Here is a 19,560-nt window from a genome sequence, read left to right on the forward strand (position 1 = left end):
GGCAAAGAGCAAGGTGGGGCGATCAGCGGGCCAGCTCGATCTCCGCCCGGAGCCCGCCGAAGCGGCTGCTTTCTCCAAGCTTCAGCCGCCCGCCGTGGCTCCGCGCGATATCGGCGGCGATGGCGAGGCCAAGCCCCACCCCCGTCCCCCGGTCCTGATTGCGCGAGGAATCGAGCCGGGAGAACGCGCGCAATGCCGCGCCACGGCTTTCCTCCGGGATGCCCGGCCCGTCATCCTCCACGGTGAAGCACACCACCCGGTCGGAGATGTCGAGCGACAGCTCCGCCTGCGTGCCATACCGGACGGCATTGCCGATGAGGTTATGGAGCGCCCGTTCCACCGCCATGGGGCGCAATGGCACCGGTTCCACGCGCCCGCGCACATGGCCGATGGTGACCTTCTGGCCCGCGCGTTCCGCATCCGCCGCCACGCGCTCCAGCAGCTCGGCCGGATCGGTCGGCACAGGGTCTTCCAGCGCATCTCCGCGCGAGAAGGCAAGGAAGCTGTCCAACATCACCTCCATGTCCCGCACGTCGCGCTGCAATTCCTCCACCTCCTCGCTGCCGTCATCGACCAGCGAAAGGCCAAGTTTCAGCCGGGTCAGCGGGGTGCGCAGGTCGTGGCTCACGCCGGAAAGCATCAGGGTCCGCTGCTCGATCTGACGTTCGATCCGGTCCCGCATCTCCAGAAAGGCGCGACCCGCGGAGCGGACCTCTGTGGCCCCTGTCGGACGAAACCGCACTGTCTGCCCCTTCCCGAAGGCCTCCGCTGCCGCGGACATGCGCTTGATCGGGCGGAGCTGGTTGCGCAGAAACAGATAGGCCACCGCCGTCATCAGGATGGAGGTGGAGACCATCAGCACCAGAAGCTGGTGCGGGTTGGACGCAGACACCCGAAGGCGCGTCATCCGCACCTCCATCGGCCCGTAACGGGTCTGCAACCCGATGCGCACCGCCTTTTCCTCATCCAGCAGATGAACGCCGGTGATATTCGGCACAGCCTGCTCGAATGTGGCGATCACGACACGGCCTGAGAAATCGATCCAGATACGCTCGTTGGTGCGGGGGGCGTTGGGCGCGGGCAGCGTGACGCCAAGTTCCAGCGGACCCATCACCTCGCCCACACGGCGCTGCGCCTCCTCCAGCGAGGAAGCGGCGTTGACCATCGCCGCGACGAAAGTCACCTCGCTCGCCACGCTGCGGGTCATCTGGCGGGTGACCCCCTCGAAATGCCGCTGAATGAAGGTGACGGAGACGACGAGCTGAATGGTCACCACCGGCACGATCAGGATGAGCGCGGCCCGGCCATAGAGACCGCGGGGCATCATCCGTTTCAACCAGCCGAAATCCATGCCAGAACCCTAGGACGGGTCAGGGAGAATGGCCAGAGGCTGTGGAGAGGACAGAGATGGACGATTTCAATCCGACGGCGGGTGCGCCCGAAACGCTGGCGGTGGGCTTGCGCCGCATCGTCGCACCGAACCCGTCGGCCATGACCTATCGCGGCACGAATACCTACCTGCTGGGCGAGGGGCGCGTGACGCTGGTCGATCCCGGCCCCGATGACGATCGGCACCTTTCCGCGATACTGGAGGCCCTGCGCCCCGGAGAGCGGATCGAACGGATTCTCGTCACCCACAGCCATGTGGATCACTCCGCGCTCGCCGCCCGTCTGGCAGGGGAAGTGGGCGCGCCCGTCACCGCCTTCGGCGACAGCGCGGCGGGGCGGAGCGGCCTGATGGAAGGGCTGGTTGCGGCGGGCATGTCGGATGGCGGCGAAGGGGCGGATTCGACCTTTGCCCCCGATGAGGAACTGGCCGACGGGGCGGAGATCCTCGTGGGCGGGCAGCCGCTCCGCGCCCTCCACACGCCCGGCCATTTCGGCAATCACCTGAGTTTCCTGTGGGGCGGCTTCGTGCTGTCGGGGGATCAGGTGATGGGCTGGGCCACCTCCATCGTCTCACCGCCGGATGGCGACATGGGGGCCTACATGGCCTCTCTCGACCGGCTGATGCCGCAGGCGGAGGCGGTGTTCCTGCCCGGTCATGGCGCACCGATCACCGACGCTGCCGCGCGGATCGGCTCGCTGCGCGATCATCGCCGGATGCGGGAGCGACAGATCCGCGCGGCGCTGGAGGCGGGCGGCGGCACGGCCCGCAGCATCGCGGCGGCGATCTATACCGACACGCCCGCGCCGCTCATCCCGGCGGCGGAGCGCAATGTCCTCGCCCACCTGATAGACCTTGCGGAGCGCGGCGTCGCCCGGACGGATGGCACGATCCGACCCGACACCACCTTCCATCTCTCCGGGAAGTGACCACGCAGGGGACGATTCGGGGAAATCTGCTTGACCTTTGCCCGGTCGGCCTGTTGAACCGGCCCTGATTCCAAAGGCACGACAGGTGGAAGTCCGTGATGGACGATCAGAACAAGAACCTCATCATCGCATCCGTCCTGAGCTTCATCGTGATCGTGGTGTGGTTCCTGCTGTTTCCACCCGCCGATCAGGTGCAGCCGACCACACCCGAAGCGGTGACGCAACAGGTGGAGGGGATGCTGCCCCCGCCGACAGCAGAACCCGGCGCCGCACCCGGTACTTCCGCGCAAGCAACGCCGGAGGCTGCACCGCGGCTGGCGATCGAGACGCCTCGCCTCGCGGGCAGCGTCTCGCTGGTGGGGGGCCGGATCGACGATCTGGAACTGACCGGCTATCGCGAGACACTGGACGACGCGAGCCCCTTCGTGCGGCTCCTCTCCCCTGTCGGCGCGCCGGGGGCGTATTACGCACTCTATGGCTGGGCACCGGGCGGCACGCTCGACTATGTGCAGATGCCGGGGCCGAACACGCCCTGGACGCTGGCCTCCGGCGACAGGCTGGGCGTCGGCACGCCAGTGGAGCTTGTCTGGGACAACGGCCAGGGCCTCGTCTTCCATCAGAAGATGGCCATCGACGAGAACTACATGTTCACCGTCACCCAGTCGGTCGAGAACAACACCGGGGCCGAAGTGCGGCTTGCTCCCTACGGCATCGTCGCACGCCATGGGCTGCCTGCCGATCTGCAGAACTTCTTCATCCTGCATGAAGGCGTCGTGCAGATGGCGGACGGCAAGCTGACCGAGATCAAGTACAAGAAGATGGCCGACCTGCCCCGCTCCGACCGCGAGGGCGGCGCACGGGCCGAGGCGATCGACGTCGGCTCCAACGGCTGGATCGGCTTCACCGACAAATACTGGATGACGACGCTTGTCCCCATGCCGGGACAGAGCTTCACCGCCGTCGCCAAGTATTCGGATCAGTCGAACGTCTATCAGACGGAAGCGCGCCTGCCGACATTGACCATCGCGGCAGGCGAGACCGGCAGTTCCTCCACCATGCTCTTCGCCGGCGCGAAGGAATGGGAAACCATCCGGCACTACCAGAACGATGTGGGCGTTGACCGCTTCGTCGACGTGATCGACTGGGGCTGGTTCTTCTTCCTGACCAAGCCGATCTTCTGGCTGCTGCACTGGCTGCACGGCTTCATCGGCAACATGGGCTGGTCGATCATCGCGCTGACCTTCGTTCTGAAGGCGCTGGTGCTGCCGCTTGCCTACAAATCATACGTCTCCATGGCCCGGATGAAGGAGCTTCAGCCGGAGATGGAGAAGCTGAAGGAGCAGGTCGGCGACGACCGGATGAAGCTCCAGCAGGGGATGATGGCGCTCTACAAGGAGAAGAAGGTGAACCCGGCGGCGGGCTGTCTGCCTGTGCTGGTGCAAATCCCGATCTTCTTCTCGCTCTACAAGGTGATCTTCGTCACCATCGAATTGCGCCACGCGCCGTGGATCGGCTGGATCCGCGATCTCTCGGCCCCGGACCCGTCGTCGCTCTACAACCTGTTCGGCCTGCTACCCTGGGCGGCACCGGTGCACGGCACGCTGATGGCGACGATCTTCCTCGGCATCCTGCCGATCTGCCTCGGCATTTCGATGTGGTTCCAGCAGAAGCTGAACCCGGCCCCGCCGGATCCGACGCAGGCGATGATCTTCGCCTGGATGCCCTGGGTGTTCATGTTCATGCTGGGATCCTTCGCGAGCGGTCTTGTGCTCTACTGGATCACCAACAACGTCATCACCTTCATCCAGCAATATGCGATCATGCGCAGTCACGGGGCGAGGGTGGACCTGTTCGGGAACATAAAGGCGAGCTTCAGGCGAAAGAAACCCGCCACGCCCGTCGCGAACAAGTCGGCGAAACCGGCGGACAAGAAGCCCGCCAAGAAGTAGGAACGGTATATGGCGACCATCGCCCACCTCTACCGCCATCCCATCAAGGCTCACGGACGCGAAGAACTCGCGTCCGTTCTGCTTTCGGAGGCGGAGTGCCTTCCCTTCGACCGGCACTGGGCCGTGACCCACGGGATGTCCAAGTTCGATAGCGGCGCGCCGGCATGGATGCCTTGTGTGAACTTCGAGCGTGGCGCACGCACGCCGGCGCTGATGGCGATCACCGCGCGGTTCGATGAGGCAACCGGGCGGCTCGCCCTCGATCATCCCGACCTTGGCCCTATCGATTTCGACCCGGTGACGGAGGCGGAGCGGTTTCTCGACTGGGTGCGCCCGATCAGCCCGGAGCCCCCGATGCAGCCGGTCGCGCTGGTGTCTGCCGGACGGGGAATGACGGACAGCCAGCTTCCGACCGTGTCGCTGAAGAACCTTGCCTCCAATGCCGCCCTGTCGGCCCATATGGGCACGGATCTTTCCATTCACCGCTGGCGCGGTAACGTCTGGCTGGACGATCTGCCCGCCTGGGAGGAGGTGTCCTGGATCGGACGCGACCTCCGCATCGGGGCCGCACGGCTCCGCGTCGTGGACCGCATCGGGCGGTGCAAGGCGACCACTGCCAATCCCGCCACCGGCAAGGTCGATGCCGATACGCTGAAAGGTCTCCGTGAACTGGTGGGCGTGCAGGACTTCGGCGTCTACGCCGTGGTTCTGGAAGGCGGCACCGTCGGCCCGGGTGACCGCGTGGAACTGGCCTGACCGCATTCTGATCGAGAGTTTCCCATGACCGACCTGACCTTTACCCTTGCCCCGGAGCCGGAAGACGCCGCGCGCGAACGCGGGCGCCTGCTTTTCGCCGGACCGGTAGACTTCCTGAAAGGCGTCGTCGCGATGGACGGGTTGCCCCCCGCCGACCGGCTGGAAGTGTGCTTTGCGGGACGGTCCAACGTAGGGAAGTCTTCCCTTATCAACGCGCTGACCGGCCGCAAGGCGCTGGCGCGGGCCTCCAACACGCCGGGACGGACACAAGAGATCAACTACTTCACGGCGGGAGAGGATCACTACCTCGTCGACCTGCCCGGCTACGGCTTCGCCGAGGCGCCCGTCGCCACGGTGAGGAAGTGGCAGGCGCTGCTGAAGGCCTATCTCTCGGGCCGCGCCACCCTGCGCCGCGCGTTCGTGCTGATCGACGCGCGCCACGGCATCAAGGCTGTGGACGAGGAGATCCTGACGCTGCTCGACCGCTCCGCCGTGACCTTTCAGGTGGTGCTGACAAAGGTGGACAAGATCCTTGCCGCCGAGCGGGAAAAGGTGCTGACGCAGGTGCGCAAGGCGCTGGCCAAGCACCCTGCCGCCTACCCGGAGATCATCGTCACATCCTCTGAAAAGGGTGAGGGGATAGAGACGCTGCGCGCCATCATCGCGACGCTGGAGTAGCGAGACGCGAGTCTTGGCACGCTGCCACGAAACCACTAGGCAGGGCTGAAAGCCTACGGGAGACAGGAATGGTGAGGAAACAGGTGGTCCGCGATCCCATTGCAACCGCGCAGACGCTCTCGGAAGCGCTGCCCTACCTCCAGCGCTACAATGACGCCATCGTGGTGGTGAAGTTCGGTGGCAACGCCATGGGCGACGATGAGGCGATGGCGGAATTCGCCCGCGACATCGTGCTGATGCGCCAGGTGGGCGTGAATCCCGTCGTGGTGCATGGCGGCGGTCCGCAAATCAACGACCTGCTGAAGCGCCTGGGCATCGAATCGCGTTTCGTGCGGGGCAAGCGGGTCACGGACAAGGCCACCGTGGAGGTCGTGGAGATGGTTCTCTCCGGCCTTGTGAACAAGCGGATCGTTCAGGCCATCAATGACGAGGGCGGCCGCGCGGTGGGTCTGTCCGGCAAGGATGACGATCTGATGGTCTGCGTGGCCGATGATCCGGAACTGGGGTTCGTCGGACGGCCGGTGGAGATGAACGTGCAGGTGCTGCAGGATCTGTTCGCTGCCGGGATCATCCCGGTCGTGGCTCCCGTGGCGACGGGCACCGACGACAACGAGACCTTCAACGTCAACGGTGACACGGCAGCCGGTGCAATCGCGGCGGCGCTGAAAGCCGATCGTCTGCTGCTGCTGACCGATGTATCGGGCGTCAAGGATGCAAACGGCAACGTGCTGACGCAGCTTTCACCCGAAGACGTGAAGCGCATGACGGATGACGGCGTGATCTCGGGGGGCATGATTCCCAAGACCCAGACCGCGCTGGAGGCCATCGAAGGCGGTGTCCGCGCGGCGGTCATCCTGGATGGACGCCAACCCAATGCCTGCCTTCTGGAACTGTTCACCGAACACGGGGCGGGCACGCTGATTCGTTCGACCGAGCCGCGCTTCAAGCCGCGTCGCCGGTGACGAGCCAGGCCGAGGTAGCGGAGATCGCGGCCCGGCATCGGCTCGCGATCTTCGGCGGCTTTCGACCACTGCCGGAGGATGGGCTGCCTGACGGAATCGGCACATTGCTCCTGCTCGGCCCCGCGGAACCCGGTTTCTGGCCGCATGTAACCGCGGAGCCGGAATTCAACGACAGTCGCCCCGATCCGCTGGACCGCTGGTCGCGGCGTGTCATCGGGCGGATGGCCTGCGATCTCCGGGCGAAGGCGTATTTCCCCTTTGGCGGGCCGCCATGGAAGCCATTCACCCGATGGGCGCTACGCTCCGGGCGGGCCTTCGTCTCTCCCGTTACGCTGCTTGTGCATGACACTGCGGGGCTGATGGTATCCTATCGTGGCGCGCTGGCACTTCGGGAGGCTGTTGACCTCTCTCCGCCCTCCCCCCGGCCGTGTGATGCCTGTGGCAGGCCCTGCCTCACCGCCTGTCCTGCGCGCGCGTTGACGGGAGAGGGCTATGACCTGGATCGCTGCCACGCCTATCTCGATACGACGGAAGGGACGGACAACCTCTCCCGCGGTTGCGCCGTTCGGCGCGCCTGCCCGCTATCTCAAGGTTATGGCAGACTTGAGGAGCAATCCGCCTATCATATGACGCAGTTCCATCCTTCCGCTTTTCTGCGAGCAGGATATGATCCGCAATCATGACGCTCCGCCTGATCCTCACCCGCCATGCCAAATCCAGTTGGGGAGACCCGACTGCCGCTGATTTTGACCGCAAGCTGAACAACCGCGGTCAGCAGGCGGCGACGGATATCGGAGCGTGGCTAGCCGAGCGCGGGTACCTTCCGCAGCAGGTTCTTTGCTCCACGGCGATGCGCACGCGGCAGACCTGGGAGCGGATGGCCCAGCATCTCCCAGAACCCAAGGCGCTGCATTTCGTACCGGAACTCTACCATGCAGAGCCTGCGGTGATTCTCGCCCTGCTCCGTCAGGCGGAGGAGCCCGTCGTTGCGCTGATCGGTCATAACCCTGGAATCGGCGAATTTGCCCAGCGGATCGTTTCGGATCCGCCGGTTCATCGCGACTTCGGGCGTTACCCCACCGGCGCTACCCTGATCGTGGATTTCGAGGAGGACCGCTGGAAGGACATAGCGCCCCGCAGCGGTCGCACCGTGGATTTCGTCACGCCCCGCGATCTGGAGCGATAACGAGGCTCAGTGCCCGAGGATCTGGCTGAGGAACAGCTTGGTACGCTCGGACTGGGGGTTGTTGAAGAACTCCGTCGGATTGTTCTGCTCCACGATCTGCCCCTGATCCATGAAGATCACCCGATCAGCCACCGCCTGCGCGAAGCCCATCTCATGGGTGACGCAAAGCATGGTCATCCCCTCGTTCGCCAGTTCGATCATGGTGTCCAGCACCTCCTTGATCATCTCCGGGTCGAGCGCGGAGGTCGGCTCGTCGAACAGCATGATCCGCGGCCGCATGCAGAGTGAGCGGGCGATGGCAACCCGCTGCTGCTGACCGCCCGAAAGCTGGCCGGGATATTTGTTCGCCTGCTCGGGGATCTTCACCTTGCGCAGGAAATGCATCGCCGTCTCCTCCGCTTCCTTCTTCGGCACCTTGCGCACCCAGATGGGCGCGAGAGTGCAGTTTTCCAGAATGGTGAGATGCAGGAACAGGTTGAAGTGCTGGAACACCATCCCGACCTCGGAACGGACCTTGTCGATGTTCTTCAGGTCGTTGGTGAGTTCCGTGCCATCGACGATGATCTTGCCGGACTGATGCTCCTCCAGCCGGTTGATGCAGCGGATCAGCGTCGATTTGCCGGAGCCCGAAGGGCCGGCAATCACGATCTTCTCGCCCTTCGCAACGGTCAGGTCGATGTCGCGCAGGACGTGGAACTGTCCGTACCACTTGTTCATCTTGATGATCTGGACGGCGATGTCGGACGCGGGCTGCCGCGCGGGTGTGGCGCACATGGGTCTCTCCTAGCGGTGGTCCGTCTTCAGCCGTCGCTCCAGATAGAGGGAGTAGCGCGACATGCCGAAGCAGAAGATGAAGAAGCAAAGGCCGATGAAGATGAACAGCTCCCAATAGATGCCGTTCCAGCTCTGGTTGGCCCGAATGGAATTGGACAGCCCGATCGGGTCGAGCAGGCCGATGAAGACGACCAGCGTCGTATCCTTGAACAATCCGATGAAGGTGTTGACGATCCCGGGGATGGAGATCTTCAGGGCCTGCGGCATGATGATGAGCCGCTGAGCCTGCCAATAGTCCAGCCCGAGGGAATCGGCAGCCTCATACTGCCCGCGGGGCAATGCCGCGAGCCCACCCCGGATCACCTCCGCCATATAGGCCGCCGCGAAGAGCGTCACCATGATGACGACGCGCAGGATGATGTCGAAATTTGTCCCCGGCGGCAGGAAGTAGTTCAGCAGAAGCGATGCCGTGAAAAGCAGGGTGATGAGCGGCACGCCACGAATGAATTCGATGAAGCCGACGCAAATCGTCTTGACGATGAACAGGTCGGATTGCCGCCCGAGCGCGAGCAGGATGCCCAGCGGGAGCGAAAGAGCGATCCCCGTCACGCCGATGATGATGGAGAGCATGAAGCCGCCGAAATTGTTCGAAGGCACATAGGTCAGCGTAAGCGGCAGAATGGAGGAAAGCCCCGCCACCACCCACTGCTGCACGAAGCCCCACCACAGCAGCGGCACCACCACCGCCGCCACCAGCCCGACCAGCTTGCTGACCCGTTCGCCCAGCTTGAAGGCAGGTATGATGAGGGCCAGCCCGGCCATCACGGCAAGCGGATACCACAGCGTGCCGCCCCACAGCAGCCAATAGGCGATGGCTGGATAGAGCGGCGTGAAGTACAGCAGCGCCCTGGGCGCCCAGTTGAACAGAATCGGCGCGATGGCGACGAGCAGCAGCACCATTGCCAGTGTCGGGCGCCAGTAAAACTGTCGCGGGTAAAAACCGAACAGAAGCTGGTTCCAGCGTTCGGTGATAACCGCGAAGCAGGCGCCGTTGACATCGGGACCATAACGTTCGGCGAGGATCTGCCGGCATTCCGTCAGCGAGCCCGCATGCCAGACGGAGCGCGCCAGCCAGGGGCCGACCGCAGCGATGATCAGGTAGCAAAGATAAAGCGCAATCACCGTCAGGATGATGTTCACGGGGCCGGAGAACAGATTTTCCCGCAGCCATTTCACCGCGCCCTGCTCCCGCGCGGGGGGGTCTTCCGGCTCCAGCATATGCCTGCGGACGAAGGAAATATCGCTCATCCTAGCGCTCCTTCAGCTTGACGGTGCTGTTGTAGAGGTTCATCGCACCCGAGATGATCAGAGAGATCACGAGGTAGATGAGCATCATGAGCATCATGGCCTCCAACTCCCGCCCGGTCTGATTGAGAGTGATCCCGCCGAGCGTCGACCGTAGGTCCATGTAGCCAACCGCAAGAGCCAGAGAGGTGTTCTTGGTCAGGTTGAGATACTGCGAGATCAGCGGTGGAATAATGACCCGCATTGCCTGGGGAAGGATCACGAGCCGCATCGTCCGCGACGGACGAAGGCCAAGAGCGGCCGCCGCTTCCGACTGGCCGCGCGGCACGGCAAGGATACCGCCGCGCACCGTTTCTGTGATGAAGGCGCCGGTATAGAGCGAAAGGGCGATCCACATGGCGATGAGCGAATCGCGCAGGTAGATGCCGCCCTGAAAGTTGAACCCCTGCAGCGACGGCCGATCAAGGTGAAAGCCGAGCGCGTAGAGCACGAAGACGAAGGGCACGACGAAACCCAGCAGGCTTTTCCACCAGATGATGGGCCTGCGGCCCGTCGCGTTCTGCACCTTCTCCGCGTTGCGGGTAAGCGCGCGGTGGATCAACCAGCCGAGGACGAGCGCCGCCAGCACGGCCAGGAAATTGAGGCTTATCGTGAACGGCCCGAGCGTAAGGGCGCCAAGGCTGCGGTCGAACACCGGCCCGGCGAGATAGACGCCCCGGTTGGTGATTGCCATGGTATCGAACAGCTTCATGGTCGCGGCCGGATTGTCGCCCCTGAAGGCATTCGGCGCGGGCATGCTTTCGCTGAAGATCGCGAAGACCACGAGGATCCAGATCAGAAGCGGCACATTGCGGAAAATCTCGACGTAAAACGCCGCCAGGCGGGAAATGAGCCAGTTGTTGGAAAGACGCAGTACACCGCCGATGACACCGATGATCGTTGCTGCCACACATCCCATGACGGCCAGCAGGAGCGTGTTCAGCAGCCCGACCAGCAGGGCGCGGCCGTGGGTACTGTCGTTGGAATATTCGATCAGCCGCTGGTTGATGTCATACCCCGAGCGCACATTGAGAAAGCCGAAATTGAAATCCTTGCCAAGCGCCCGGAGATTGTCGACCGCGTTGTGCATGAGCCATGCCGCGCCGGCCATGAACGCCATGAGAAAGATGATCTGAATCGTCAGCGCGCGGTAACGCGTGTCGTAGAGCAGCATGCTCAGACGAAACGTCTCGCGCGGAGGCTGTTCTGTGGTCGTTACCATATATGGGCTGTCTCCCTGGATTTTGGCCCGATGCTCTTCGGCATCGTGGTCTCTAAATCGAAAGGGGCGCTTCCGGCTCCGGAAGCGCCCCCACCGAGATCAGCGGAAAGGCGGGGAATACTGCAGGCCGCCCTGCGTCCATTGCGCGTTCAGCCCGCGCGCAAGGCCGATCGGCGTGGATTCACCCAGGTACTTCTCGAAAATCTCGCCGTAGTTTCCTTCGGCCTTGATGGCCCGGTAGGCCCATTGGTTGTCCAGTCCGAACATGGCGCCAAGGTTGCCTTCGGTGCCCAGCAGCCGGTTGATTTCCGGATTATCTCCGGCCGCCTTCGACAGTTCGTCGATATTGGCGGAGGTCACACCGTATTCTTCGGCCGCGACAAGGGCGTTCTGCGTCCATCGCACGATGTCGGCCCATTGGTCGTCGCCCTGCCGGACCAGCGGGCCGAGCGGCTCTTTGGAGATGATCTCGGGCAGGATGATGTGGTTTTCCGGGTCGGGGAAGGTTCCCCGCATCGCCGCCAGGCCGGAGGCATCCGTCGTATAGACGTCGCAGTTGCCGGCGAGATAGGCCTGCTGGCCCTCTGCCTGCGTCTCGATCGGCTTGGCCTCATAGGTCAATTGGCTTGTCTTGAAGAAGTCGGCGAGGTTCAGTTCCGTCGTGGTCCCGGTCTGGATGCAGACGCGCGCGCCGCCCAGTTCCTTCGCCGAGGTCACACCCATGTCCTTGCGGATGAGAAAGCCCTGACCATCGTAATAGTTGATACCGGTGAAGGTAAACTTCAGGTCGACATCGCGCGAGAAGGTCCAGGTCGTCACCCGCGCCAGCAAGTCGATCTCTCCGGAGGCCAGCGCGGTGAAGCGGGTCTGGCCGGTGGTCGGCACGAACTTCACCTTCATCGGATCGCCAAGCACCGCCGCAGCCACGGCACGGCAAATCGCCACGTCGAACCCTTCCCAGACGCCATTCGCGTCCGGGGCGGCAAAGCCCGCGAGGCCGGTATTCGTCCCGCAGTTCAGTTCGCCGCGCGACTTCACGTCGTCAAGCGTCGCAGCGGAAGCGGCGCCAGCAAGCCCGATCCCTGCCAGCGCGCCGAGAAATACCTTCGTTTTCATAGGTTACCTTTCCTGATGGTCAGCTCCTTGCGGAGCGCTGGCCCCGGAGTTCCTCCCGGTGTCCGACAGCGTTGCGAGAACCGCCGCCCAGCAGGCAAATCTTGCGCGGGACGTCCTGAAAACGTCAATAGGATCGTCGTTTACGGACGATGTGCCGCAAGAGGACATTAAACTCGCGGTTAAAATGCTTAAAAAATGTGCGAAAAGCTTAATCAGCCTGACGGTAGAGGCTCAGAAACCGAGCGGCATCCAGGAAATCGGCGCGCCGTCGTGCGGACTGTGCCTCCGCCTGTTCATCCCTGCCCCAGATCTCGGCCTGCCAGTCTTCGTCCAGACGCGACAGATCCCACGCCTCCTCCGGTGTGAGCCGTCCATCCGCGACGGCAAGCCCGAGGATGAGAGAGCCGCTCAGCGCCACGAGATCATGGAGCGCTGTAAGCTCGAACGGGTCGAGCGCCGCCACGCGTGCCTCCAGCCGGTCCAGCGTCTCCCGCGGCTGTGCTCTGAACATCACGCCCACCGTCACGGTCAACGGGGCTGCCAGAGCCTCCTCTGCCCAGAGAAGCAGGGGATCCCAGCGGTCCGCCTGCCGTGCGACCAGTTCGGCGGGTGCCTCGGCGCGATAGGCCAAGAGGTCCGTTCCCCCATAGTCGCCGACGATCTCCGCCACGACATCCCGCTGGTCCGTCACCTTGTCGATGGCGGAATTGACCATGCGGGTCAGCGGCATCGTCTCGGGAGCGACATGCTCCCGTTGCGCCTCCCATTCGGCGGCAAGCGCCTCGGCAAGCGCGCGACTCCGCACACGGAGCGGATGGCGCGCCGGTGTCCGCAAGGGCCGGTCATCCAGCCCGACACCGTAGCCTTCGCTCTCCGGCAGAACGGATGTCGCCTTCCAGAATCGCCTCGGACGCCATTCGCTCATGCTGCGATCCCCCTCAGCTCCAACGCATGTGCGAGCTCGGCATAATCGCTCACGATCAGGTCTGCTCCAGCGCCGCGCAGGCGGTCAGGGCTGTGATAGCCCCAGGTGACACCGATGGTGGGCACGCCCGAAGCACGTCCCATCTCCATGTCAAAGCTCGTATCGCCGATCATCACCGCCTGCGCCGGCGCAACGCCGGCTTCTGCCACGGCGGCCTCCAACATGGCGGGATGGGGCTTCGAGGGATGGTCATCCGCGACCTGCGTCGTCAGAAAATGCCGGGTAAGACCATGTCCCGCGAGCAGCTTCTCCAGCCCCCGCCGCGCCTTGCCCGTGGCAATGCCGAGCAGTGTGCTATCCTCGGCCGCCAGCCCGTCCAGCACCGCGCGTGCGCCCGGATAAAGCGGGGAGACCTCGGGCGCATCGTCACCGTGAAAGACGCCGCGATAGCCCTCGACCATCCGGGCCACATCCGCCCCGGGCGCGAGCCGTGCCAGCGCGACCGGAAGCGACAGACCGACGATGGAAAGCGCCTGTTCGCGTGTGGGCATGGGGCGGTCGACTGTCGCCATGGCGGCGGCTATTCCGGCAAGGATGGCCTGCTGGCTGTCCACCAGCGTGCCATCCACGTCAAAGACGACAAGGCGCAGCGCTGTCATTCATCCTCCTCCGCAAACGGGTCGGCGGGGACGTCGCCTTCCGCCCACTGGAAAGTCTTCCAGGTGCGCTGCATGTGCTCGGGGAGAGGCGCGGTCACGGTGATGCGCTTGCCCGTCACCGGGTGATCGAAAGACAGCGAACGGGCATGGAGATGCAGCTTCCGGCTGATATCCCCGCCCAGCTGCGCGCCCCAGCCATCGCCAAGGTTCTCCTGCCCCGACCCGCCATACTTGCCGTCGCCCACGATGGGATGGCCGATCTCCGCCATATGCGCGCGAAGCTGATGCGTCCGCCCGGTGATCGGGACAAGCGCCACCCAGGATGCGCGGGTGCCGAGGCTCTCCAGCACGGCATAATCGGTGGTAGCACGCTTTGCGCCCTCAGTCTCCTGCACCTTGGACGGATGGATGGCGATCATGCGTTCCCCCTCCCCCCGGCCACCGTGACCGGCGGCCTTGACCAGCCCGTAGCGGATCGTGCCCTTGCGCGGCGCAGGAACGCCCGCCACCGCCGCCCAGTAGATCTTGCGCGTCGCACGGGAGCGGAAGGCTTCCGACAGATCGCGCACCGCCCGGTTGGTCCGTGCGAGCAGCAGGACACCCGATGTGTCCTTGTCGAGCCGATGCACGAGCTTCGGCTTCTCCGGCAAACCAAACTTCAACGCCTCCGCCAGGGCATCGACATGCCGGTCGGCGAGGCCGGAGCCTCCCTGACTGGGCAAACCCGGCGGCTTGTTGATGGCGATGATATGGTCGTCCTTGTAGAGCACGGCGCGGCGGATCATCTCGTCATCGCTTTCGCTGATGCGGGGTTCCGGGGCGCGGCGCTCGATAGCCGGGAGTTCGGGAATCGGCGGTACGCGGACGACCATGCCGGGCGCGACGCGGCTCGACGCCTTCACCCGACCACCGTCCACGCGTATCTGCCCCGTCCGCGCCATCTTCTCGATGGCCCCCTGGGTCAGCGTGGGGAAATGGCGCTTCAGCCACCGGTCCAGCCGCTGCTCGCCCTCATCCTCGGCAATGGTAAAGAGTTTCACGCTCATGACATCATGCTCCGCGCAAGGGTCGCGCCTGCGAGAACGGCAAGAAGCGACAGGATGAGTGAACCCGCAACATAGCCCGCGGCGGAGAGCGTCCGGCCCTCCTCCCAGAGCATCAGTGTCTCCAGCGAGAAGGCCGAGAAGGTGGTGAACCCGCCCAGAAGGCCGGTCAGCAACAGGGGCCGCAGATGCGCCGCGATCGACATCGCCAGCATCCCCATCACGAAGGATCCGGCAATGTTGACAAGCATCGTGCCCAGCGGAAAGCCCGGCACCACGCGGGCCATGCCCAACGTCGCCGCATAGCGCAGCACCGACCCCGCCGCGCCGCCAAGCGCCACCTGAAGAAAGCTCGTCCAGTTCATCGCGGACCCTTCGCGCGTGGGCCAGTCCGTGTCAACCTTTGGCCCCTGTCAACCTTCACCGGTGTCAACCTTCGCCGGGTGTCAACCTTCGCCCCGCTTCTCGCGCAGGCGGGCGAAATACTCCAGCCGCTTCTTCAACTCCCGTTCGTAGCCCCGCTCCACCGGCTGATAGAGCACGGGCCGCCGCACGCCGTCGGGGAAGTAGTTCTGGCCGGAGAAGGCATCTTCCTGATCGTGGTCATAGGCGTAGCCCGCGCCATAGCCCTGCTCCTTCATCAGCCGGGTGGGGGCGTTCAGGATATGCTTGGGCGGCGGCTCTGACCCGGTCTTGCGGGCCAGGCCGCGGGCCTCCTTGTAGGCCATGTATCCCGCGTTCGATTTCGGCGCGAGGGCGAGATAGACGAGCGCCTGCGCCAGAGCCAGCTCCCCCTCCGGCGAGCCGAGACGCTCATAGATTTCCCACGCATGGAGGCAGACCGTCTGCGCCTGCGGGTCGGCAAGGCCGATATCCTCCACCGCCATGCGGGTGATGCGGCGGGCGAGGTAGCGCGGATCCTCTCCGCCCTCCAGCATCCGCCCGAACCAGTAGAGCGCGGCATCCGGGTCCGACCCCCGGACGGATTTGTGCAGGGCGGAGATCAGATTATAATGCTCATCACCCGACTTGTCGTATTTCGCCGCCCGCCGCATCAACCGCTGGCCGAGCTGACCCGGGTCGAGCGGTTCCCTGATCTTCCAGGCCATGACCTGCTCGATGAGGTTCAGCAGAGCGCGTCCGTCGCCATCCGCCATCTCCAGCAGGGCATCCCGCGCCTCCGGGCGGAGCGGCAACGGGCGGTCCAGCTCTTTCTCCGCCCGCTGGGCAAGACGCTCCAGATCGGCCAGCGTCAGCCGCTCCAGCACCATGACCTGCGCCCGCGACAGCAGCGCCGCGTTGAGCTCGAAGGAGGGGTTCTCCGTCGTGGCGCCGACGAGCAGGATCGTGCCATCCTCCATATAGGGGAGGAAGCTGTCCTGCTGGGCCTTGTTGAAACGGTGGATCTCGTCGACGAACAGCAGTGTCCCCTGCCCGTTCTGGCGGCGGAGCTTCGCGGCCTCGAACACCTTGCGCAGTTCCGGGACACCGCTGAAGATCGCGCTGATCTGAACGAAAGCCATCTCCGTCGCATCCGCCAGCAACCGCGCGATGGTCGTCTTTCCGACGCCGGGCGGTCCCCACAGGATCAGGGAAGACAGACTACCGGAGGCCAGCATCGCGCCGAGCGGCCCTTCCGGCGCCAGCAGCGCCGCCTGCCCGATGACCTCCGAAATCTCGCGGGGGCGCAGCCGGTCCGCCAGGGGGCGCGGGGCCGTGTTTGCCGCCGCCGTCGTCTCCGGAGTGTCGAACAGGTCGCTCATCCCCTCAGCTCCGGAAGCGGAGGAGCGCGCGCCGCCCTTCCCGCTCATACTCGATCTGCCAACGGCTCACCCGTTGTGCATTGGCAGCGCGGAGATCGGCCGTCGTCGTGATCTCTGTGCCGTTCACGCTCCGCACGATGTCGCCGGAGCGCAGTCCAAGGCCCAGCGTCTGCTGCCCGACATCGGTGATGACCACACCGGAAAGTCCATCGGGAAGCGCCATCTCGCTCGTCACTGCGGGGTTGAGATTTGCGGCCGTATAGCCTTGGAACGGCCCGCTGGTGAGCGTGAGCACATCCCGGGCGGGAGTATCGGGGGGCGCGATCAGTCGGACCCGGGTCGTCTCCTGTCGATCCTGATGGAGGTAGGTGACCTCCGTCTCCGCGCCCACGCCCTGAACGGACATGCGGAAGATCATCTCGGCAGGCGTGTTGACCGGCACGCCATCAAGCTGAAGGATCACGTCTCCCCGCGACAGCCCCGCTTCTTCGAACGGGCTTCCGTCCGCGAAATCCAGAATGGCGAGGCCCTGCGGCGCGCGTTGACCATAGCTCTCCGCCATACCCGCATCCACCGCCTGCCCGGCGATTCCGGCCCATGGACGTTCGAACCGGCTCCGCCCCGCCTCGGCCTGCGTGACGACCGCGCGGACAAGGTTGGCGGGAATTGCGAAACCGATGCCGCTCGATGCGCCGGAGGGGCTGAGAATCGCGGTGTTTATACCGACGAGCCGCCCCGCCACATCCACGAGCGCGCCGCCGGAGTTACCGGGGTTGATCGCCGCGTCGGTCTGAATGAAATAGCCGCGCCCCCCGCCGATACCGAGATTGGATCGGGCGAGCCCGGAGACAATGCCGCTGGACACCGTCTGCCCGACGCCGAAGGGATTGCCGATGGCCAGCACAAGCTCTCCCACCTCCACCTCGTCGGAGTCGCGGAGCGCGAGGGCGGGAAGGCCGCTCGCGCCCTTTAGTCTCAACACCGCAAGATCGGTCTCCTCATCCGCCAGCAGCACCTCCGCATCGAACTCCCGTCGATCGGTCAGCACGACACGGATCTGACTGGCCTCCTGCACGACGTGGAAGTTGGACACGATGATCCCATCCGCCGTAAGAATCACACCGGATCCCAACGAACTCTGCACGCGCGGCGTCTCCCGCCCGAAGTTGCGGAAGATGTCGGCAAAGAACGGATCAATGCCGAAAGGCGTCTCCCGTTGAGAGACGACCCGCTGCGTGTAGATATTCACCACGGAAGGCGTCGTGGCCTTGACCACCGGGGTAAAGCTCATCGTGATTTCCGCCGGACTCGTCGGCACGGTCTGTGCCGCAAGCGGCTGAACGGCGAGCAAAAGCGCCAACAAGGTAGTGATCATGCGCATCGGGCAACCTCCGGGCTGAGCAGCTTGATATGGAGCAGCGGGGGAGCAGCTTCAACGCAGCGTAAAAGCCGGTTGATCGCTGCCCGCTCCCGCCCCGTGCTGGCCTTCCTCAATGCAGCTTGCCGGCGAAGTTGATGAAGATGCACTGGTTCTCCACTCCGTCGATGATGCTGGCCGGGCCAGCGGCCTCCATATCCAAGGCACAGCGCGCGGCCCAACGCGGCCAGCTCGACGAAAGAAGACCGATGGTCCGTGTCGCCCCCAGCTCCCGCGCGGCCCGGTTCATCCCTGCCACCATCAGCGCATGAACCCGGCGCCGTGCCGCCATCGGCACCGTGTGGCAAACGAAGCCGCGCGACACTTCCCAGACATGCGGATCCACCGGGGCTTCATGATAAAGCAGGTCAGACGGGATGGACCCCAGCAATCCGCGTTGCGCGTCGCGGATCATGTAGCTGTAGATACCGCATTGCGCGGTGGTCGGGGTCAGGCGCATGCCACCCACCACGCGTCCCAGGTCATGGATGGCGATCCAGCGGGAAGCGGGCGTATCGTACTGATCATACTCCATGCCCATGGCCTCGGGCAGGTTCCATTTGTTCTGGACGATGAAGGACTGGTGGCGCGCGCGCAGCAGGTTGGCGAAGAGTTCGCCGTGTTTGTGCAGGTTCTCAAAGGAAAGCGTGGTGATTTGCATGGTCGTCTCCGTGGGTTGGGTTAAAGAAATCCGAACCCGCGGCGACGCTCCGACACCCTCCTAAAGCAGCCTGTAATCCTTCGCGCGCTGGATCGCCTCGGCCGTCGTGCGCGCCAACAGGCGCTGGCGGGCGGAATTCAGCCGCGCTTTCAAGGCGCTTTCGGAGATGTTCAACTTCGCCGCTGCCGCTGCATGGCGGTCTCCGGCGGCGATGAGACGCAGAGCTTCTATCTGAGCGGGGGTGAGGCTTTCCGGCGGCTCGGTGATCGCGTGGATATGGCGCACCAGGGTGGCCGCCTTCGCGATCTCGGCATCCGTGAACTCTCGGTCGTTCCTTGCGATACCGGCGATCGTCCGCGAGCTGATGGGGCCACAGGCGACGCAGGCTCCGAAACCAAGGCCATAACGCGCCGCTTCCGCCATGATGCCGAACGGATCGATGGTGATCTCGCTCCACCGCGTCGTGCCTTCGGTTGAAAATCCCCAGGCGACAAGCGGATCCCGCAGCGTATAGGCCTGCTCGGTGTACCGATCGGTCCAGTCCTGCGGGAAGGTGCGGAACATCAGCATGGGTGCGCCGAAGCGGATGTGCAGCGCGACGTAATATCCCACCGGCGCTATGCGGGCGAGATTGCGAAGTTCGAGCTCGAGGCCTACCGTCAAGGACATGTCTTTTTAGACAAGTTGCCCCCTGCAGCGTCAACTTTAAAGTGTGGATCCATCGACCACCGGTCGAAAGGTGTTTCAATGCGATCCATAAGCCCAAACCTCTTTGCAAAACTCATGCGC

The 19,560-nt window shown here is 64.5% G+C and carries 20 protein-coding genes; 7 read left to right on the forward strand and 13 right to left on the reverse strand.

Going from position 1 to position 19,560, the window contains the following annotated elements:
• Positions 1 to 22 precede the first annotated feature (22 nt).
• Positions 23 to 1,351 (reverse strand): ATP-binding protein, encoded by a 1,329-nt coding sequence (locus CN97_RS17495; RefSeq protein WP_035714201.1) that lies wholly within the window; start codon positions 1,349 to 1,351, stop codon positions 23 to 25.
• A gap of 56 nt (positions 1,352 to 1,407) precedes the next feature.
• Between CN97_RS17495 and CN97_RS17500 the strand changes: the two genes are divergently transcribed.
• The 7 genes from CN97_RS17500 to CN97_RS17530 all read left to right on the forward strand — a co-directional run bounded on the left by CN97_RS17500 (position 1,408) and on the right by CN97_RS17530 (position 7,847).
• A complete protein-coding gene (locus CN97_RS17500) occupies positions 1,408 to 2,316 on the forward strand; it encodes an MBL fold metallo-hydrolase (protein WP_035714202.1) in 909 nt (302 codons plus the stop codon).
• Positions 2,317 to 2,414: 98 nt separating this feature from the next.
• Entirely contained in the window at positions 2,415 to 4,265 is a 1,851-nt protein-coding gene (gene yidC, locus CN97_RS17505; RefSeq protein ID WP_035714203.1) for a membrane protein insertase YidC, read from the forward strand.
• A gap of 9 nt (positions 4,266 to 4,274) precedes the next feature.
• Positions 4,275 to 5,021, forward strand: a complete 747-nt coding sequence (locus CN97_RS17510; protein WP_035714205.1) for an MOSC domain-containing protein — start codon at positions 4,275 to 4,277, stop codon at positions 5,019 to 5,021.
• 24 nt (positions 5,022 to 5,045) lie between these two features.
• Entirely contained in the window at positions 5,046 to 5,699 is a 654-nt protein-coding gene (gene yihA, locus CN97_RS17515) for a ribosome biogenesis GTP-binding protein YihA/YsxC (protein WP_035714208.1), read from the forward strand.
• An 83-nt stretch (positions 5,700 to 5,782) separates the two neighbouring features.
• A complete protein-coding gene (gene argB, locus CN97_RS17520; RefSeq protein ID WP_035714314.1) occupies positions 5,783 to 6,661 on the forward strand; it encodes an acetylglutamate kinase in 879 nt (292 codons plus the stop codon).
• A complete protein-coding gene (locus CN97_RS17525; RefSeq protein ID WP_088217414.1) occupies positions 6,658 to 7,344 on the forward strand; it encodes a ferredoxin in 687 nt (228 codons plus the stop codon). The genes argB and CN97_RS17525 overlap by 4 nt, the downstream gene beginning before the upstream one ends.
• Positions 7,341 to 7,847 (forward strand): SixA phosphatase family protein, encoded by a 507-nt coding sequence (locus CN97_RS17530; protein ID WP_035714210.1) that lies wholly within the window; start codon positions 7,341 to 7,343, stop codon positions 7,845 to 7,847. Before CN97_RS17525 ends, CN97_RS17530 begins: the two co-directional genes overlap by 4 nt.
• Positions 7,848 to 7,853: 6 nt before the next feature.
• On the opposite strand, the gene CN97_RS17535 is transcribed toward CN97_RS17530, so the two are convergent.
• From CN97_RS17535 to CN97_RS17590, 12 genes are all read right to left on the reverse strand, one after another.
• The gene (locus CN97_RS17535; protein ID WP_035714213.1) at positions 7,854 to 8,621 is read right to left on the reverse strand and encodes an amino acid ABC transporter ATP-binding protein; all 768 of its coding nucleotides are present in this window, start codon (positions 8,619 to 8,621) and stop codon (positions 7,854 to 7,856) included.
• Between the two features lie 9 nt (positions 8,622 to 8,630).
• On the reverse strand, positions 8,631 to 9,929 hold the full coding sequence (locus CN97_RS17540; protein WP_035714215.1) for an amino acid ABC transporter permease: 1,299 nt from the start codon (positions 9,927 to 9,929) through the stop codon (positions 8,631 to 8,633).
• A gap of 1 nt (position 9,930) precedes the next feature.
• Positions 9,931 to 11,187, reverse strand: coding sequence for an amino acid ABC transporter permease (locus CN97_RS17545; RefSeq protein WP_035714217.1), 1,257 nt, complete (start codon positions 11,185 to 11,187; stop codon positions 9,931 to 9,933).
• Positions 11,188 to 11,286: 99 nt separating this feature from the next.
• Positions 11,287 to 12,303: an amino acid ABC transporter substrate-binding protein gene (locus tag CN97_RS17550; RefSeq protein WP_035714220.1), complete on the reverse strand. Its 1,017-nt coding sequence runs from the start codon at positions 12,301 to 12,303 to the stop codon at positions 11,287 to 11,289.
• A 208-nt stretch (positions 12,304 to 12,511) separates the two neighbouring features.
• On the reverse strand, positions 12,512 to 13,228 hold the full coding sequence (locus tag CN97_RS17555) for an ATP12 family chaperone protein (protein ID WP_035714222.1): 717 nt from the start codon (positions 13,226 to 13,228) through the stop codon (positions 12,512 to 12,514).
• Positions 13,225 to 13,887 carry an HAD-IA family hydrolase gene (locus CN97_RS17560; protein ID WP_035714225.1) on the reverse strand — a complete coding sequence of 221 codons (663 nt, stop codon included), beginning with the start codon at positions 13,885 to 13,887 and terminating at the stop codon, positions 13,225 to 13,227. The genes CN97_RS17555 and CN97_RS17560 overlap by 4 nt, the downstream gene beginning before the upstream one ends.
• Positions 13,884 to 14,933: an RluA family pseudouridine synthase gene (locus CN97_RS17565; protein ID WP_035714228.1), complete on the reverse strand. Its 1,050-nt coding sequence runs from the start codon at positions 14,931 to 14,933 to the stop codon at positions 13,884 to 13,886. Before CN97_RS17565 ends, CN97_RS17560 begins: the two co-directional genes overlap by 4 nt.
• On the reverse strand, positions 14,930 to 15,295 hold the full coding sequence (gene crcB, locus CN97_RS17570; protein ID WP_035714231.1) for a fluoride efflux transporter CrcB: 366 nt from the start codon (positions 15,293 to 15,295) through the stop codon (positions 14,930 to 14,932). Before crcB ends, CN97_RS17565 begins: the two co-directional genes overlap by 4 nt.
• Before the next feature lie 81 nt (positions 15,296 to 15,376).
• Complete coding sequence (locus CN97_RS17575; protein ID WP_035714319.1) at positions 15,377 to 16,693, reverse strand: replication-associated recombination protein A; 1,317 nt, start codon at positions 16,691 to 16,693, stop codon at positions 15,377 to 15,379.
• Positions 16,694 to 16,697: 4 nt separating this feature from the next.
• The gene (locus tag CN97_RS17580) at positions 16,698 to 18,074 is read right to left on the reverse strand and encodes a trypsin-like peptidase domain-containing protein (protein WP_035714233.1); all 1,377 of its coding nucleotides are present in this window, start codon (positions 18,072 to 18,074) and stop codon (positions 16,698 to 16,700) included.
• A gap of 109 nt (positions 18,075 to 18,183) precedes the next feature.
• Positions 18,184 to 18,771, reverse strand: coding sequence for an acyl-homoserine-lactone synthase (locus CN97_RS17585; protein ID WP_035714236.1), 588 nt, complete (start codon positions 18,769 to 18,771; stop codon positions 18,184 to 18,186).
• Positions 18,772 to 18,831: 60 nt separating this feature from the next.
• A complete protein-coding gene (locus CN97_RS17590; RefSeq protein WP_035714238.1) occupies positions 18,832 to 19,440 on the reverse strand; it encodes a helix-turn-helix transcriptional regulator in 609 nt (202 codons plus the stop codon).
• Positions 19,441 to 19,560: the final 120 nt, after the last annotated feature.

The organism is Haematobacter massiliensis, from assembly GCF_000740795.1.
Lineage (GTDB): Bacteria > Pseudomonadota > Alphaproteobacteria > Rhodobacterales > Rhodobacteraceae > Haematobacter > Haematobacter massiliensis.